This window comes from Sphaerospermopsis sp. FACHB-1094 (genome assembly GCF_014696195.1).
In the GTDB taxonomy this organism is placed as follows: Bacteria; Cyanobacteriota; Cyanobacteriia; order Cyanobacteriales; family Nostocaceae; genus Sphaerospermopsis; species Sphaerospermopsis kisseleviana.
In genome coordinates this window covers 1-17,772 of record NZ_JACJPT010000108.1, presented here as the reverse complement: position 1 = coordinate 17,772, position 17,772 = coordinate 1, and the positions used below count along the sequence as shown (strand labels likewise).

The 17,772-nt window shown below is 37.3% G+C and carries 15 protein-coding genes and 1 CRISPR repeat array; of the genes, 13 read left to right on the top strand and 2 right to left on the bottom strand.

The genetic code is table 11. The annotated features are described in order from the left end of the window. The coding region (locus H6F47_RS27615; RefSeq protein WP_206755158.1) for a hypothetical protein at nucleotides 1-232 on the top strand (232 nt) is incomplete at its 5' end. A 105-nt stretch (nucleotides 233-337) separates the two neighbouring features. Here H6F47_RS27615 and H6F47_RS22450 read toward each other — a convergent pair. Further along, nucleotides 338-1,525, bottom strand: a complete 1,188-nt coding sequence (locus H6F47_RS22450; protein ID WP_190651119.1) for a WYL domain-containing protein — start codon at nucleotides 1,523-1,525, stop codon at nucleotides 338-340. 217 nt (nucleotides 1,526-1,742) lie between these two features. On the opposite strand from H6F47_RS22450, the gene csx18 reads away from it, so the two are divergent. From csx18 to H6F47_RS22390, 12 genes are all read left to right on the top strand, one after another. Continuing rightward, a complete protein-coding gene (csx18, locus tag H6F47_RS22445) occupies nucleotides 1,743-2,015 on the top strand; it encodes a CRISPR-associated protein Csx18 (protein ID WP_187041654.1) in 273 nt (90 codons plus the stop codon). A 6-nt stretch (nucleotides 2,016-2,021) separates the two neighbouring features. After that, entirely contained in the window at nucleotides 2,022-3,014 is a 993-nt protein-coding gene (gene cas1 / locus H6F47_RS22440; protein WP_190651116.1) for a CRISPR-associated endonuclease Cas1, read from the top strand. Between the two features lie 20 nt (nucleotides 3,015-3,034). Continuing rightward, the gene (cas2, locus tag H6F47_RS22435; RefSeq protein WP_137668229.1) at nucleotides 3,035-3,316 is read left to right on the top strand and encodes a CRISPR-associated endonuclease Cas2; all 282 of its coding nucleotides are present in this window, start codon (nucleotides 3,035-3,037) and stop codon (nucleotides 3,314-3,316) included. 201 nt (nucleotides 3,317-3,517) lie between these two features. After that, nucleotides 3,518-4,569: direct repeats of the CRISPR family, unit length 36 nt; unit sequence GTCCCCACTCGCTGGGGACATTAATTGAATGGAAAC. 257 nt (nucleotides 4,570-4,826) lie between these two features. Further along, nucleotides 4,827-7,916, top strand: a complete 3,090-nt coding sequence (gene cas10, locus H6F47_RS22430) for a type III-B CRISPR-associated protein Cas10/Cmr2 (RefSeq protein ID WP_190651113.1) — start codon at nucleotides 4,827-4,829, stop codon at nucleotides 7,914-7,916. After that, complete coding sequence (locus H6F47_RS22425) at nucleotides 7,916-9,067, top strand: type III-B CRISPR module-associated Cmr3 family protein (RefSeq protein ID WP_190651111.1); 1,152 nt, start codon at nucleotides 7,916-7,918, stop codon at nucleotides 9,065-9,067. The genes cas10 and H6F47_RS22425 overlap by 1 nt, the downstream gene beginning before the upstream one ends. Before the next feature lie 11 nt (nucleotides 9,068-9,078). After that, nucleotides 9,079-9,870, top strand: a complete 792-nt coding sequence (gene cmr4 / locus H6F47_RS22420) for a type III-B CRISPR module RAMP protein Cmr4 (RefSeq protein ID WP_137668226.1) — start codon at nucleotides 9,079-9,081, stop codon at nucleotides 9,868-9,870. A 227-nt stretch (nucleotides 9,871-10,097) separates the two neighbouring features. Beyond that, nucleotides 10,098-10,493, top strand: coding sequence for a hypothetical protein (locus tag H6F47_RS22415; RefSeq protein WP_187041649.1), 396 nt, complete (start codon nucleotides 10,098-10,100; stop codon nucleotides 10,491-10,493). A gap of 5 nt (nucleotides 10,494-10,498) precedes the next feature. Next, nucleotides 10,499-12,445, top strand: coding sequence for a type III-B CRISPR module RAMP protein Cmr6 (cmr6, locus tag H6F47_RS22410; protein ID WP_190651109.1), 1,947 nt, complete (start codon nucleotides 10,499-10,501; stop codon nucleotides 12,443-12,445). Then, nucleotides 12,442-13,971, top strand: coding sequence for a hypothetical protein (locus H6F47_RS22405; RefSeq protein WP_190651108.1), 1,530 nt, complete (start codon nucleotides 12,442-12,444; stop codon nucleotides 13,969-13,971). Before cmr6 ends, H6F47_RS22405 begins: the two co-directional genes overlap by 4 nt. Before the next feature lie 262 nt (nucleotides 13,972-14,233). Next, on the top strand, nucleotides 14,234-15,643 hold the full coding sequence (locus tag H6F47_RS22400) for a MotA/TolQ/ExbB proton channel family protein (RefSeq protein ID WP_190651106.1): 1,410 nt from the start codon (nucleotides 14,234-14,236) through the stop codon (nucleotides 15,641-15,643). Between the two features lie 28 nt (nucleotides 15,644-15,671). After that, the gene (locus H6F47_RS22395; protein ID WP_187041645.1) at nucleotides 15,672-16,133 is read left to right on the top strand and encodes a hypothetical protein; all 462 of its coding nucleotides are present in this window, start codon (nucleotides 15,672-15,674) and stop codon (nucleotides 16,131-16,133) included. A 20-nt stretch (nucleotides 16,134-16,153) separates the two neighbouring features. Then, complete coding sequence (locus tag H6F47_RS22390) at nucleotides 16,154-16,849, top strand: hypothetical protein (protein ID WP_190347560.1); 696 nt, start codon at nucleotides 16,154-16,156, stop codon at nucleotides 16,847-16,849. Between the two features lie 148 nt (nucleotides 16,850-16,997). On the opposite strand, the gene H6F47_RS22385 is transcribed toward H6F47_RS22390, so the two are convergent. Then, a complete protein-coding gene (locus tag H6F47_RS22385) occupies nucleotides 16,998-17,495 on the bottom strand; it encodes a hypothetical protein (RefSeq protein WP_187041643.1) in 498 nt (165 codons plus the stop codon). Nucleotides 17,496-17,772: the final 277 nt, after the last annotated feature.

Here is a 17,772-nt window from a genome sequence, read left to right as displayed (position 1 = left end):
AGTCAGGAGTCAGGAGTCAGGAGTCAGGAGTCGTAGGGGCGAAGCATTCGGACGACAAATTATCAATTTTATGAAAAGGCTATTTTCCGAATGCTTCGCCCAGTCAGGAGTCAGGAGTCAGGAGGAGATTGGAAAATTTCTTTGCCATCTCTTGAAATCCCAAAAAATGCACACTTTTTCCGGTATACCCTTCAAAACCCTTGCACTAATTTCTGTGTTTATCAGCCTCTAACCTTTGATATATCAAGGTTTTAGGTTTATTCAGCAAACCCTAAATACTTTCGTTCCCTTTTGCGTAAGTCCTGTTATACTTGGGTATCTTAAAAAAATAAGGCAATTAAACTTCGTGAAAATAACGATTAAATAAAGTCTGTGTAGCTTGACGATGTTGTTCTCTTAATTCAGGTGGAGACAATATTTCTGCTTTGTCCATATACCGATAAACCCAACGAATAAACTCACCTAAAGAACGGGGTGGTAATTCTACATGGTATTCTATAAATTTGTATTCTCCATTATTTTTGTCAATTTCTCCTAGTATAATTTTTTGGTTTAAATGACGACGCTCTCCTTCTAAAATAAAATTGGAGATAGGATAATAAAAGCGTACTTTAACCTTAACAAATTGAAGATTTCCTGTTAATTCTAACTGTTGTGATTCTGAATCACCTAAATTTAATCCCCAGCCATTTTCAAATAATTTATAGGCTTTCGTTAAACTTGCTCTTTGTTTTTCTAATCCCCGTGCTGGTATTTTTACAGGATAACAATGACTATTAAAGCGATTAATGCGCCCCATTACCAAATGTCCATTTTCACAAAGTTCATGCAATAAATACCAGGCAATATCATGATAAATTAATTGTAAAGGAAATACTTGAAACCTTCCAGTACGATTAGAACCATACAAATCTTTAGTACGCGAAATTTCTATAGCTTGTCCTTGACTTATAGCTTGTTCTAATAATGGTAATTGATGAAATAATGTATCTCTGTTTTCTCCCTTGGCGGCCATTTCTTCGGGGTCTGTGTGAATTATGGCACGATTCAAATGCTGACGGGTGGGATAAAAAAATTCTCCCTTGAGTTCCATATCCAAACCCCGCAGTCTTTTACTCAGGGTTTCATAAATACGTCTTGTTTGGGCATCACCTTGATATTGTGCCTGGGATGCCAAGGCGTTAAATGCTACCTTTAGTTCAGCAGTAGACAGCGCACCATTGCCTAAATAATAACCCCAACGATACATTCTTTGATCCAGGATACCGTAACGTCTGAGTGTTTCTAAATCTTTGCGTAATGTGGCAACTGCTGGATAATTATCTGGTAATTCTATGTTTAATTCCTGGGCTAATTGCTGTAGACATATTCTCACTATACTAATGGCATCATGATTTTTGTTGTCACCAGACTCTACATATTCTGGACTCCCCACACCTGGATATTTGAGTAAGGTAGCAATTAACACTAATAAACGCTCAAAAGCTAAACGTTCTGTGTAAGGATGAGTAGTTTTTTTAGGCATTGTCAAAATAATTACTTTGTTAGTAATTTATGGAAAATAATCTACGTACAAAAAGAAAATATTGAAACAGTTTTTAAAGTTTAGCTGTAAGTGTTGAAAATCTTGATTTGTAGCCGATTATTATCATAATTCAGTTTATCTTCTTTTCCTGGTTTTTGAGTGATTCTGAAGTTATGGTAGTCAATATCATCACTTTTGTGTCGGGTTTTTATTCATCATGTATATTTCCAGACGTTCCGCTACTGTTAGAAATGTTTCTGTCTCTACTGTTAATGGAACTATTACTCTGGTTATTCTGCTAATTGCACCTTTGGGTTTGGCAGCAGTAATTATGAATACTCTGTTAGTGACTTTTGCTACTTTTTGGGTTTCCAGTATGGCGGATAGAATAGTGTTGTGGTTAGAACCAGAACAAAATGCAGAATTAACATCTGGTACTGGAGGTGAACATCGTACAAAGAAATCTAATTTACAACGTTGGTGGCGTTAATTTAATATGCAGACTCTTTATGTTTCTGAGCAGAATTGCTATGTCTGTTTACAGAAGGAATCTTTGATTGTTAAACAAGGTGATACTGTTTATATTGAAGTACAGTTGCCTTTGTTAGAACAGATTTTGATTTTTGGTTATTCTCAAATAACCACCCAAGTAATTCGTGCTTGTTTATGGCGTGATATTCCCATTGCTTATTTATCAAAAATGGGTTACTGCTATGGGAGAATTTTACCAATTTCTAGAGGATACCGACAATTATCCCGTTATCAACAACAATTATCTCCTATAGACCGATTAATTACTGCTAGGGCGATAGTTAAAGGTAAATTGAAAAATAGTAGAGTGTTGTTAAGGAGGCAGAAGAAAAAAAGAGAATCTGAGGTTTTAGAACGGGTTTTAGAAAGTTTAGATTATTTAGCTCAACAAGCGGGACAAGCGGATAATTTAGAACGGTTAATGGGGTTTGAGGGTGCGGGTGCTGCTCAATATTTTTCGGCTTTTAGTGAATGTCTGACTAACCCTGATTTTGTGTTTTCCGGTCGTAGTCGTCGTCCGCCAGGAAACCCGGTGAATGCTATGTTAAGTTTTGGTTATCAGGTGCTTTGGAATCATTTATTAGCATTAATTGAAATCCAAGGATTAGACCCTTATTATGCTTGTTTACATCAGGCAAATGATGGTCATGCGGCTTTGGCTTCTGATTTAATTGAGGAGTTCCGCGCTCCGTTGGTAGATTCGTTGGTAATGTGGTTAATTAATCGCAAAATTATGGATGTTCAAGCTGATTTTGAGTTTAAAGATGGGGGGTGTTATTTGAATGATTCAGGTAGGAAAAAGTTTTTACGGGGATTTTTGCAAAGGATGACTGAAGAAATCCAAACGGATGAGGGAATTAAACAACCAAAATGGGATTTATTGACTCAGCAAGTGAGGGCTTTTAAACAATTTGTTTATAATCCCAGTCATGATTATAAACCATATCGAATTGATTGATTTTTGCTGATGTTTATGTTATGTTTTTGTATGTGATTGCTTACGATATTCCTGATGATAAACGACGGAAAAAGATAGCTGATGTATTGGAAGGATATGGACAGCGTGTACAGTATTCTGTGTTTGAATGTCAGTTAAATACAGAGAAGTACAATGATTTACGTCGTCGGTTAAGGAAGATTGTTAAGTTAGAGGAGGATAATGTCAGGTTTTATCCTTTGTCTCGACATACTCTTTCTCAGGTGGAAGCGTGGGGAGTGGGGATACCAGTGATTGAAACGCCGAGTTCGATTATTGTCTAGTTGTTAGGGAGGCGCGGCGTTAGCCGAAGGTCAGGTAAAATGGCTGAGATGTTGATTATTCCGTTGCGAGCTTCGGTTGCTTGCTGGGTAAGGGTTATGGGGATTTTTGAACGCTGTGGGAAGGCAATCTGTCCACCTTTTTTCGTGACCTTCGGAAACCGCCTCTGGACTCCTTGCACTGTCTGGGTTTAAAATGGAGGGGTCCCCACTCGCTGGGGACATTAATTGAATGGAAACAGGAGATGTTATTTCTACTGCCTTAGATGCTTTACAGTCCCCACTCGCTGGGGACATTAATTGAATGGAAACAAAACTCACCTTCAACGTTATGGTTGATTAGTTTAAGTCCCCACTCGCTGGGGACATTAATTGAATGGAAACAACACTGGATATCCTATTGAAGAAAGATCAGGAGTTTTGTCCCCACTCGCTGGGGACATTAATTGAATGGAAACAAGTGAATAATTCTCGTTTGTCGCCTGTGGGAACGAGTCCCCACTCGCTGGGGACATTAATTGAATGGAAACGCTGATATTGGTGTCGTTCCAGGAGTTTCATATTTGTCCCCACTCGCTGGGGACATTAATTGAATGGAAACCGCTCTACGGTGTAATAAACTGTTAGATTTATCAGTCCCCACTCGCTGGGGACATTAATTGAATGGAAACTCTATCAAGCAACGCTTCTTTTATGCGCTTCTGTCCCCACTCGCTGGGGACATTAATTGAATGGAAACTTATCGCGAATAACATCATATTGTTCTTGTGTTAAGTCCCCACTCGCTGGGGACATTAATTGAATGGAAACCTACGCTCGGCGTGCTTCTGCTCCACAGTAGGAGTTGCAGTCCCCACTCGCTGGGGACATTAATTGAATGGAAACTCATCTAGCGGGATGGTTTCGTATAACTCAGCGTGGTCCCCACTCGCTGGGGACATTAATTGAATGGAAACACTTCGGGAGCAGTGGAATAGTAGTCGTTTTCATCTACAAGTCCCCACTCGCTGGGGACATTAATTGAATGGAAACTTTCTGGTTATTGCTTGCTATTTTGTGCTGCACGTAAGCAGTCCCCACTCGCTGGGGACATTAATTGAATGGAAACAGTCACCCAAGTTTCAATTCCTTGAGAGTTTAGTAGGTCCCCACTCGCTGGGGACATTAATTGAATGGAAACTTAGTAAAACGTACACTGGGTAAAAAGTCTAAAATGGTCCGTCCCCACTCGCTGGGGATATTAACTACATAACCAATTACCGTAGGGGTTTAGCACTGCTGAACCCCTACTTAATAACATTTGAGTATCAACAAATCGGCATAAAAATACACAATTTGCAATTAATGTCAAAAAATAAACAATATTTTTAATTAAACTAAATAAACACCTCAAAGCCTTATACACAAAGGATTTCAAGGTGATTTATATTGAAAATTAAATATTGTCAATCAATAGACAAATACTAAATCCCGTCATTACAATATAAATATTGGCTACACAGGGGAATCACCGATGACAGCAGAATATTGGCGAGCTAAGATTTGGGGGTTACTGCATGACCCTATACTAAAGGCATTACATAACAATAGCGGACGGGGTAAAAATAGCTTCTATAAAAAGCTAAAAGTAATGCAGCCTTGGGTAGAAATTGACAAAACCCCCGAAGATTCCCGTGGTAAGGCATTAGCAAACATACTGTTAGCAGATCATGTTGCTTCAGCGAGTGATAGATCCGCCATTGGTGGGACTACAGAATTTATCAACTATGCAGAGGGTAACAACCCTGAAAAGGGATTAGAGATTAGACATTTACTATCTGGGGAAAACCAGGATTTTAAAGTTAAGTTCCATCAGGAATTAATCAAAGATAACCGTGCAAAGTTTTTATTTGAAAAAGAAGAAAGATTATTAGAAATACTAGAAACAGCACCACAGAAATTTCAAGAAGATATTGAAAACAACATTCCTAAAATTAAAGAATTATATTGGTGGCTATGGCGTTGTTTACCTAAAGTAACCTGTGATATATTTGATAAAGATAATTCATTAATGTTAATGCCGGCAGAAACCAGGATTCCTGATGCTTCAATTTGGAGTCATGTTAGTATGACCGCAGCATTAGCTGGTGGGTTTGCTGGATATGATTTAACATTAGATGAAGTCAAAAATTGGCCAAGAGGTAAAGCTGTTTCTCATCCTTATTTAGCGGTATTTAGTTTTAGTCCAGTACAGGAACTAATTAAATCTAGTCGCAAAATGCGCGATTTTTGGGCGGGTTCTTGGTTATTACATTATCTATCAGCTAAAGTTTGTTGGAAACTCGCCAATCAATATGGACCGGATACATTAATGTATCCCAGTTTATATGATCAACCATTAATTGATTATTGGTTATTGCAACAATATCGAGACTTTGCACCATATATAAACCAACCATCACCAGAATCATTATTAACCGCAGGGTTTCCTAACGTTATAGTATTGGTATTACCAGAAGGCAAAGTACAAGCTGCCATGCAGACAGCCCAGCAAACCCTGTTAGAAGCATGGTTAGAAGTTGGTGATTTAGTATTCAAAGAATTGCATGATAAACGTCATTGGATGCCAGGTTTGAACCCCAATCATATCACATGGAAAGGATGGTTAAAATCCCAGTGGCAAACTTATTGGACAGCATTACCCATAGGTAAATCAGGAACAGAATTTAAATTTTCTGCTAACAAAAATAAGAATCAAGAATTTGAAAGCTGGTCAACAGCACAAAATGAAACTTACAACTTAATCAACAATAATAATCGGCTGTTTAAGGAAGAAGAAAAAGATTTATTACAAGAGTCTTATGAAGTTCGTCAACAGATATATAAAAGGGGATTTAGTGCTAACATAGGTTCATGGTGGGGTTATATATTCGATGCTACCCGTGCTAGTTTAGCATCAGTAAAAAACGCGAGAAACTGGGAACTCCCCACAGCTTTTGGACCACGTTCGACAATTTCTGGTATTGGTCCGGTGGTGAATCCTGGTATTAAGGATAAAGCCAAAAAAGATTGGATAACAGAAGGTGATACTAAGGAATTATGGGGAAAACATGATGCAGGGTTTTTTGATGGTACAGAACAACTAAATGCAACGGAAGTATTAAAGCGGGGGTTACATAAAGTATTACCTCACTTGTTGGGAATCCCAGAAAAAGATATTGCAGCATCTTATCCAGATTTAACTTCTGGGGTTGCTGGATATTTAAAATGTAATGCAGAAAATCATAAGCATCAAGAAAATTTTGATCATGTCTGTCAAGAAATATTAGCAAAATTTCTTAGTGTTAAAACCATAATTGATGAAATGTCTGAGAAATGGGGTATTCCCTGGATAGATAATCCAAATATTAATCATCATCATTTGCAAGAATATCATTGTCGCTTATTAAATGCTGGTTGGTTAGTAGAAGATTTACAAACTCCAGAATTAAACATATTACAAGTACAATTAGATAAAGCTAATGAAGAAAATAAAGAGGTAATCAGAAAAGAAATCCTTGCCAAAAAACGTGATTATCGTGAGGAAATTCAAAAGATACTTACTAAATATTATCCCAGTAACAACCCATCAGATTGGTATGTATTAGCCGCAGGTGATGGTGATAGTATGAGTGAATGGCTAAAGGGTGCAAAAATGAAACCCTATAGCAAATATATTCCCGATGGTTTTGCTGAAAAAGTTGCCACAGCAGAAAGACCACTAACACATTTTCCAGAGTTCTTAAAACTCACCAAAAGAATGGGACCAAGTACCCACAGCGCATTAAGTCGAGCATTATTAGACTTCTCTAATCAACTTGTTCCTTACCTCACTCAAACCCGTTACGCTGGTAGATTAATTTATGGTGGTGGTGATGATGTTTTAGCTTATACGAATCTGTGGGAATGGGATAAATGGTTATGGGATATCCGCCAATGTTTTAAAGGTGCAAAAGATCCCCGTGATCAGTTTAGTAATGAGGGTGATTATTGGAAATGGAGGGATTACTCCACACTACCCAAGGGTATCCATGACCGCCCCCTATTCACAATGGGCAGCGCAGCCACCATCAGCTTTGGTATCGTAATTGCTCATCACTCAGTACCGTTGGCGATCGCCCTCGAAAGTCTCTGGGAAGCTGAAAAAAAAGCCAAAGATCATGTTTATATTGATAACAATGGTGAAAAAAAAGCAAAAGACGCTGTACAAGTGCGGGTAATATACGGAAACGGTAACACCCTGAAATCCACCGCTAAATTTGATGTTTTCTATCAGTGGCAACAATTAATTCAACAGGATTTAGAAAGTGCGATATTTGAACAAGCAGCGAGTCTGTGGAGTCAGCACCCAGCACCGAGTCAGGAGGCCATAATACCCTGGACTAGATTGTTTTGCGATCGCCGTGACCAATTCCAAGAAAACAAAGACAACAAAAAGCAATTTCAAGAAGCCCTTGCAGACTTCCTCAAAGCATTGTTTATCACTACCCAAACTGAAGACTTGGACAGCGAAATTCAAAATTGGCTCAAACTTGCGGCTTTCGTTAAACGCAACCGTCACATCAAACTAGGAGGTGATAATTAATGCACTGGTACAAACTGACACCGTTGAATATTTTAATGTTAAGGGATGCTAAACCATTTTCACCACAAGAAAGGGCGTGGGCGGGTAGTGTGTTTCCTCCCAATGGTCATACTATTGCCGGGGCATTGCGGGGGTTGTTGGGAGGTGGTGAATTTGATATTACTGGTCCATTTTTGAGTTATGAAAACACCTTATATTTACCCCGTCCGTTGGGGTTTGCGGGTTCTATAGACCTTGTACCTTTAGTGTGGGCAAAAGAATCTTATATCAATAATGCTCTCTGGGATAAAACTCAACCTTGTCCATTGGTAAAATCCTATAATAGCAAAGATGAGGAGGAAGAAGAAAACTATAATTCAGGTAAAGAGCAAAGCCCTGAATTTAGGCAATATTTACCTTATGAAGTTGTCAAAGAATATTTAGAATCTGGTAGAATTAATAAGGAAAATTGGCAAGCCATTGAAGGTAGACATGAAGATAAACCATACACCATAGAAACCCGTTCTCATAATAGCATTGAACCCGGAACAAAACAAGTTAAAGATGCCGATGGTTACTTTGTAGAAAACGCTATTAGATTATATCAAGGTTGGAGTTTGACAATCGGAATCAACAAAGAAATTGAAACACCTGCTACAATCAGATTAGGAGGAGAAGGACACAGGGTAATTGTAGAATCTTGTCCAGAATTGGGGGAACAATGGCAAGAGTTACAACAACTATCCGATGATAATTTTCAACATGATGGTAAAGCAATAGCCTATTTAGTTACTCCTGGAGTTTTTGAAAGACCACATAAATATAATCCTGAACAACGGGCAAATTTATGTCGTCCTTATCCTTGGGAGTGGAAAATCAAAGACGGTAATTTTGTGAGTATGTCCACAGATAAAGCTGTACCGATTAGTTGTAGAATTAGGGAGAAAGAAGACAATACAAAAAGCACTACAAAAAGCATCACAAAAAGCATTCCTGCACCCCAAGTATTTGCAGCACCACCGGGGAGTTTGTACTATTTGAATAAACCTCAAGGGTTGTTTCAGGATCAAGAAAAAGTAGAAAGGAATGGATCTAATAAAGATAATCGTGTTAATAACTGGCGAAAACTGGGTTACTCAGAAATGTTGTGGATTAAATATCAAGGAAATTAGGAAAAATAACGATGGAATACATTTATTTATATCTGCTTTCACCATTACATACAGGTGGTACAACCCAAGAGGGTAACTTATTAGGAATTGCCCGTGAATCTCATACTAATTTACCCTACATTCCTTCTAGTACAGTGCGGGGTAAAGTGCGTTCATTGGCTACAGATAAAAACACAAAATATCAGCTATTTGGTAATGATTTAGAAGATGGACAATTAGAACAGGGTGATATTTGGATTGGTGATGCTTCTATATTATGGTTGCCAGTTCCGTCATTAAGTCATAGTGTAGTTTGGGTTAGTTGTCCTCTTTTATTACAACGTTGGCAACGTTTACAAGGTGGTAAATTATCCATACCTCCTGAATATAGTTGTAACTTTAATAATAATGCTGCGGTTTATCTCAAAGATGCAATTATCAACTCTGCACAATTACAACCTTGGCAAAACTCAAAAGAATTTGTACCCAAATCATCAGCAACAGATTCAATAAAACGTTTATTAGTATTACCTGATAAACATTGTGCTACATTAATTCAAATGAGTTTATGGCGACAAGTAAAAATTAAACTCGATGAACATAAATCTGTAAACGGTGGTTTCCGTTATGAGGAAGCAATTCCACCAGATACATTAATGTATTTACCTTGGGGAATTACATCACAAGCTAATGGAAAATCACAAAAATCTTACGATGATTTGAAAAATTTATTAGCAGCCAATGAAATTTTACAAATTGGAGGACAAGAAAGTTTAGGACGGGGATTTGTTCAACAATGGATGTCAACTTCTCAAGAGAATTAGAAAATTTTTCAGAATCAGGACTTACGGTTACTGAGCGACTTGTACTGAGCCTGTCCTGAGCCTGTCCTGAGCGGTGTCGAAGGGCGGTGTCGAAGGGCGGTGTCGAAGGGCGGTGTCGAAGGGCGCAGTCGAAGGGCGCAGTCGAAGTAAGTCGAAGTACAGGATTTACAGGATGAAAACAATAATTTTATAGCCTGTAAAAGTGTAGTCAGAAAAAGGAAATTAATATGACATTTGACCCTAGAACAATTGCTATACCAATTTACGATGCTTTAAATCATTTAAAGAATTTACCCAATCAAGATGACACTCGTTTGAAACAACAAAAAAGTCAAGCAGTGGAACTTTATACCTATCTTTCCACTTGGGGAATGATGCGATTAAAAGCTGAAGAAATGGCATTACCTGATGGCATGATGGGTAAAAGACAAGTAGTGCAGAAATTCTTTGAATGCTTACAAGAAGTATCAGGAAAACAAAATTTATCTGGACAACAAGGTTTAGAAACCTTGAAAACCCTGGGTACAGATGAATATTTAGGTATCACAGGTTTGGGATTAGCTTTGGCACAGGAATTTAGTTTTTGGGCTACTGCTATTTATTGGGATATTAAGGGAGACTAAAAGTAATGGTATTTGAAAGACCTAATCAACCTAAAAAACCTCAACCATCTACAAATATGAATCCACCTAGAAAAGTAATTAATGTTCCCGTTAGTGGTCATGGTGGTCGTGGTGGTGGTAGTTCCAGTAGTCACGGGGGACACAGTGGCGGTCATCAACCCGCTACACCCTCTCCCTGGTTAAATGCAGACAATGAACCCAAACCCGATCCAGAAGCTAGTTTTGTAGAATATCTGCGGTGGATGCGATCGCCCGATAGTGACTATAAGGACTCTACCAAAGTACAAATATTACAAATGGCAGAACAGGGGTCAAAATATTTTCAGCGATTGCAACAACTAACAAAACGTACTGAATTAATAGCCCAAAAAAGTTTTAAAGTCCAATGTCCTTGGCGCATTAGAGTAGGAGGACATAGAGGACCAGAAAGTATTTTATTACCTGCTTTTGATGCTTTGGGTATTCCTTATATTCCCTCTAGCACTTTGCGCGGTGTAGCCAGAACCCAGGCTATCCGGGAAATCATGGCACAACAAAATATTGACTGGAAAAATGCAGAAAAACAAATTGCTGCTTGGTTTGGTTCAGTAGAAACTAATAATAAAAAAGAACAAGCTGGTAAAGTTGTATTTTTAGACGCTTATCCTTTACCAAATCAAAATCAAAATGTATTAGCTGTAGATATGGCTAATAATATTTGGCAATGGGACAATAATACACCTAAATATAGCCCCAATCCTAACCCGTTTTTCAGTTTAGAAAAACCCATGTTTCTGATTGGGTTACGATTAGCTAGTAACTGCCAGGATAACGATATATTAGAAAAAGTCAAACAGTGGTTAATCAAAGGTTTACAAGCTGGTGTAGGTTCTCAAATTAATACTGGTTATGGTCAATTAAATCCCGCAGGGAAACTTGAGAAAAATCATGAATTTTTTAGAGTTGAATTTGTTATAGAAGGCCAGTTAATTCATGGTCGTCAAAAATTAAAAGATATTAAACAACCTTACCAAAAAGACAGAGATGGTAATTTTAGACTTAGCCAAGGAAAATTAAAACCAGATACTATTTCTAATCCAGAAGTTCGACCTGTGGCCTTTAAATCAATGTTACGCTATTGGTTTAGAACTTTTGCATTAGGAATTTTAGAACCTGGTCAAGTGCAGGAATGGGAAAATAATATCTTTGGTGGTATTAACCCAAGTAAACAATTTGGCTGGTTAATGGTTAGAGTATTAGAAGGAAAAACTATTAGAGATAATGCTGCAAATCGAAATGATGATTTTGGTGAACAATCGGGAATACTCACATTAAACTATTCACCGGAAATTCCCCAATCTCAAAAACAGAACTTAGAGAAACTAATCAAAAATCTCACCTGGTTAATGTTTCATTTAGGTGGTATTGGTCAAGGTGCAAGAAGACCATTATATTCTAGAAAAGATCGTAATCCTCCCCGTCCACCTTGGTATCGTGGCTGTAATTTAGGCTGTAATTTAATTACTGAAAGTGATAATAATTTTTGGAAATTACCAGATAATACTAGACAGTTTCAAGAATTATTCAAAACTAAAATCAGGAATTTTTATGAAGCATTACAAGCGTTAGGTGTTAATTTTAATTCTCGACAATTAAGAACTTGTGGAATAGTTAGAAATAACCAATGGACAGAAGCAATAGACGCAAATTGTCGTATCTTTGTATGTTCTGGAGATGAACAATTCGGTAAATCTTATGCCCTATCAGTTTTACATAGTGATGAGCTAAAATTTAATAATAATTATGACGGTAATCTTTGCGGAAAAACTCAAGGTAATCGGGTTATTCCTTCCCCTATCTGGATTGCAGATTTAGGTGATTACCAAGTAGTAACTGTATTTGGTGCTAATGAAAATCCACGCCGAAAATATTTAGAAACATTACAAAATAAACTGCAAATTTTCCCTCTATGAAAACAACAAATAACACAGATAAAGTTAGCACTCTAATAATCACCGTAGGAACACGACAAATAGGCTGGCGTTGTCAAGATGGTATCATTCGTTCCTTTGGTGCAGATGGTAACATTGGGTATCCTGCTCATGTCAATGAATTATATCAAGAATTAGGAATTGAACGGGGTAATCATCAAGAAGGTGATAAAACCTATCCTTGGAGTGGTCGGGATTTGGGTAAACGATATTATGATCACTGTCAAGAATGGCTCGGTGGGGATTTTAGTAATGTTGAATTATTGTTAGATAAAATTATAATTGAAACCGCAGTCACCCAGGGGTTAAAACATATTATACTATGGGCAACTGACCAACCAGAGGATGTATCTTGGTTTTATCGGCGGCTGGATACATTATATTTAGCGGAATTAATCAAAGGCAAGATTAAAAGTTTATTCCCTGATATCCGAGTTGATGTTCATGCTCCCAAAATCAACGCTAACGATACTTTAGCAATTCGCGAAGAATTAGAACAGTTAGTATTAAAAGAAGCCCTGGATGCTTTTTATCCCCAAAAGAACGAAGAGTTTACACTGTGGATACAAAATAAAGGTTGTGCGCCAGCAGTGGCATCCTGTGTAGAAATTTGTGCGGCTGCTTTGGTACGTCAGTGTAAAGTATATAATGCTAGTCCTGATGAACCACTGGAGTTTTTTAGTCAGTTAGATAATGGTTTAAAAACCGCTAATCATTCCCAAAGTTTTCAGTTAATTCCAATGGGGGAATATTTCTGGTCTTTGGAAAAACTACGCATTATTTCTGCTTGGGAACGAGGAGATTTTTCAGAAGCACAAATTTGGTTAGCAGTTCATCAAAATCGGCATTCAGCATTATCTAAATTAGCAGGGTTTTTAGCAAAATATAGTAACGGAGAATCCAGCAAAGAATTTTATCAAAACCTCAAAGATTGGGTGGGTTCTAAGGATGTATCAAAATTAGTAGATGCTGAACAAATCGAAACATGGAAAGTCAGACTTCAAAAACTGCAAAATGACAAAATTACTAATTTATGGGAGTCTACCCTGATATTAGAATTAACATTAAACAGGGAAAACTATACCACAGCATTTATCCAGTTTGTGCAGATTTTAGAAAAATTATTGTATCTGCAATCCATCAATCAAACATGGTATACCAAAGGTTGGATACCCAAAGATAAAGATGAACCGACTTTAGCGGAATTAATGCAAGGGTGGTGTCAGTATAAACGATATAGTCAAGATAGTAAATGGTCTAAAGTATTGTACGATATTCGCCAAAATCGTAATTTAATTATTCATAAAGGTGAATCTATCACACCAAGAAAAATCCGTGCTATTTGGGCTAATAATGACTTCCCTGTGAAATACCCAGAAACCCCAGAAATCATTAAAAACCTGATGATGGAACTACTCAAAGAAATTAGCACTCCCCCCAATTTTCATAACTTATTAATGCGTTCTTTGTATCAATGGGGACTGCAATACTTAGAAGATGCAAGTTAATAATAGACTTCTCCGAAAAAGATGTAGGGACGAAGTAGGGGCGAAGCATTCGAGCGATTAATGATCGGTATTCACCAAAGGATATTTTCCGAATGCTTCGCCCTTACAGGGCGATAATTTAACGGAAAAATCAGACATCTAGATATCCCATAAGCTTCGCCCTTGCCCCGATAAATAAGTTCCATAATTTCTTTTCTGGAGATGTCTAACGTACTAAGCCATGTGAACACCATTATCAATCAAACCAAAATCACACTAAATTATGACTGCTAAATCCTTAAACTTTGCCCATAAATCAGACCGTCAAGAATTAGACATCCAAATTTGGTTTATCCTCATTTTAGGACTAATCGTTACCTTTGGTATCTATGCTGCGGTGTTACCTATTAAAAGCACATTTCTAGGAACATTATTATATGAGAGGGGATTCACCCAAATTCTCGCCATATTCTTTGGGGGTATGGTAATCACTATCACTGTGTTGAAATATGGTAAAATCCAAAGTGAATCCAGGGCATTTAGAAAAGATTTATTGCCGGAAAATATTACATTTGATAATCCCACATCTATTCAACTAGAAAAACTACAACAAATGTTATCTCAGGAAAAAAGTTTATTAGCCCGTCGTTGTAGTCGGGTGATTGCCGCTTATATAGCTTCTGGAAATAAACAATCTGCTACTGAATTTGCAATGGAAGACTCAGCATTTTATAGCAGCACAACAGAAACTTCCTATTCCGTAGCCCGGATTTTAGTTTGGGCAATTCCCCTCTTAGGATTCATCGGTACAGTTGTTGGTATTAGTGGTGCTGTCAATGGTTTTAGTGGCTTCTTACAACAGTCTAGTGATATCGAACAAATTAAACAAGGTATTGGTACTGTCACCAGTGGATTAGCCGTAGCCTTTGACACGACATTATTAGCTTTATTCGTTAGTGTTTTGGTGATGATTCCTTTGGTGTTAGTCGAAAGACAGGAATCCCGGTTATTATTGGCAATTGATATTTATATTAATGACAGACTTTTACCCCGTCTCAAAGCCGCAGAAAGTTTAGATAGAACCATTGTTGATAATGCCATTTCCCAGGCATTCCAAAAACATCTTCCCTCACCAGAAGTTTTGATTAAACCAGCCCAAGAATACGCTCAACAAGCCGCCGATGCTTTGGCTCAGGGGTTTTTAAGTGAGGTTGGTAAAATCCAAGAAGCAACCAATAAACTCATACAGAAAATGAATTACATTAATCAAATGGCTGTAAAAGATAGAGAAAATTTCATTACTACTCTAACTCAACAACAACAATCAAGTCAAGAATCAAGTCAAGAAATTGTTGAAGAAATGAAACAAATTAATACGACGATTCAAGAAAATTACCAAAATATTAATCATGATTTTAACATACATACAGAGCAAATTTCTGAAGGACTCCAGAAAGCTGCTACATCTTTAGATAGTCGCATTGCTGCTTTAGAAAACTGTGCTGCTCAAATCACCAAGATTGTAGAACTACAACGCAGTTTAGAACAGAGTTTCCAAACGTTAGAAAAAACCGCACAATTAGAACAAGTATTAGGAGAAGTTCGCATTAATTTAGCATTATTAAAACCAGTTTTGGAAAACCTAAATAAACCACGTCGTATTACTTTAGTGGAATCTGACGAAAAACGCTGATAAGACAAATTTATGCCTAAACAAATTTATGCCTAAACGGATTACCAAACGCTCTGTAACTGAAATTGAATTATTTCCATTTTTATCAGTTTTGGCTTGTACTATTGGGGTGCTAATTTTATTGATTATTGTCTTAATGGCGCAAACATTCAGTAATCAAAGACAAGTTACAATTGTTGCCAGAACTGAAAATGGACAAAATCAGAATAAACAACCCCGTTATATTGAGTGTCGTAGTGATGGGATTATTATTCATCCTGGTGAAGAATTTGTGAGTTTAACAGCCCTTAATCTTTCTTATTCTCCACTACAAACATTACTAGAAGAAGTCAAAGTTAACAGAGATACACAATATTTGATTGTAGCCATCAGACCCGATGGAATTGAAGTATTTGATCAGGTTAGGGCATTAATTGAATCTGAGGGTATTGATATTGGTTATGAACCCATTGATGAAGGATGGACTCTGAAAATTGAAGGAAATATCTGATATAATTTAATGGTGTATATATGAGAAGAAAACGTTATTTTACATCCCAGCATCCCCAACAAAATCTAGATTCTTTTTTGGACATCTTAACTAACACTGTTGGGGTGTTAATGTTCATTAGTCTGTTTATTACATTGGTTGCAGTACAATCGAGTACAATAGTCAGAACTCCATTAGCCAAAGAAACTGATAAACAAGTGAATTTCTTTGAAATTAGTGGTAATCGGGTAATTCATTTAGACAACAAATCAGTGAGTCAGCAAATTAAAGATTTAGTCGGAAATTTACCAAACTGTGTTAGACCAAGTTATATTCCAGGGTTAGTTGATAGTTATTTGTATGAATTTAAAGAATATCAAAATTGCGTAGAAACCCAAGTACAACAAATTAAGGATTTCCGAGCAGAGACAAAATATTATGAAATTGAATTAGTAGATTTAAAATCTCTTTCATGGCGATATAATCCAAAATCATCCAATAATGGGGAATCAGGTATAGAATTGAATCGCAGTAATTCTGAATATAAAAATATTTTATCTAAGTTGGAAACCGATCAAGATTATGTGGCATTTTTAGTAAGACCTGATAGTTTTGCTACTTTCCGTCAAGCCAGAGAAATCGCCTGGAAAGCCGGATTTGATGTGGGTTGGGAACCGCAAACACCAGAGACTCCAATTGTCTTTGGTTCTGGAGGGCGAACTGTGGGTGTACAGTAATGATGGCAAAACTCACATTGTAGGCGATCGCCAGTCATCACCACGAAAACCCCACCTGAGTTCACGGAGTCAGTCGCACAAGGGTAAAGTTTCCTACTAACTCCCGTAATTTTGCTCTTTTACGGAATAAATATTAGGTTTTATTGATTTAAAATCTCAAACCCACACCACCCTGTAAAGATAAAGCCGTACCTCCACTATTGCGGTAAGCATCAAAAGCAATAATAGCATTACCAAAAATCACAGTCTTACTATTAGGGACAACATAATCAATACCTGGTTGCAAAGCAAAACTAATTTTATTACCTACAGGGGAAGCAGTATCACCACTAGTTAAAACCATTCCCGCACCTAAATAAACATCAGTTTGCCAATTGAGGGGAACATCATAAGAAACTGTAGGTACAATTGCTGTACCTTGACCAATTAAAGCTTGAGCGCGGAAAGATACGGGTGTTTCTAATAATTTGTAACGAAAAGCCAAAACTCCACCCAGTTGGGTATCGTCGTCAGTTAACCCAATTGTAGGACCAATACCCACATAACTACCATAAGCTACTTGAGCTTGTGCAGGTTGATGATTGATTAGCAAACTCAGAACCGCACCGGTACCTAAAACTGCAACTAAAGATTTAAAAGACTTCATATTATCTCAATAACTATGTTATCAATATTACTGCTAACTAATTATGGGTAATGGGTAATTGGTAATTGGTAATTGGTAATTGGTAATTGGTAATTAGGGGTTGCTGAGAAAGTCTTTCCGTGAGGGCATAGGAGTCAGGAGTCAGGAGTCAGGAGTCAGGAGTCAGGAGGAGATTGGAAAATTTCTTTGCCATCTCTTGAAATCCCAAAAAATGCACACTTTTTCCGGTATACCCTTCAAAACCCTTGCACTTTTTTCCTGTTTATCAGCCTCTAAC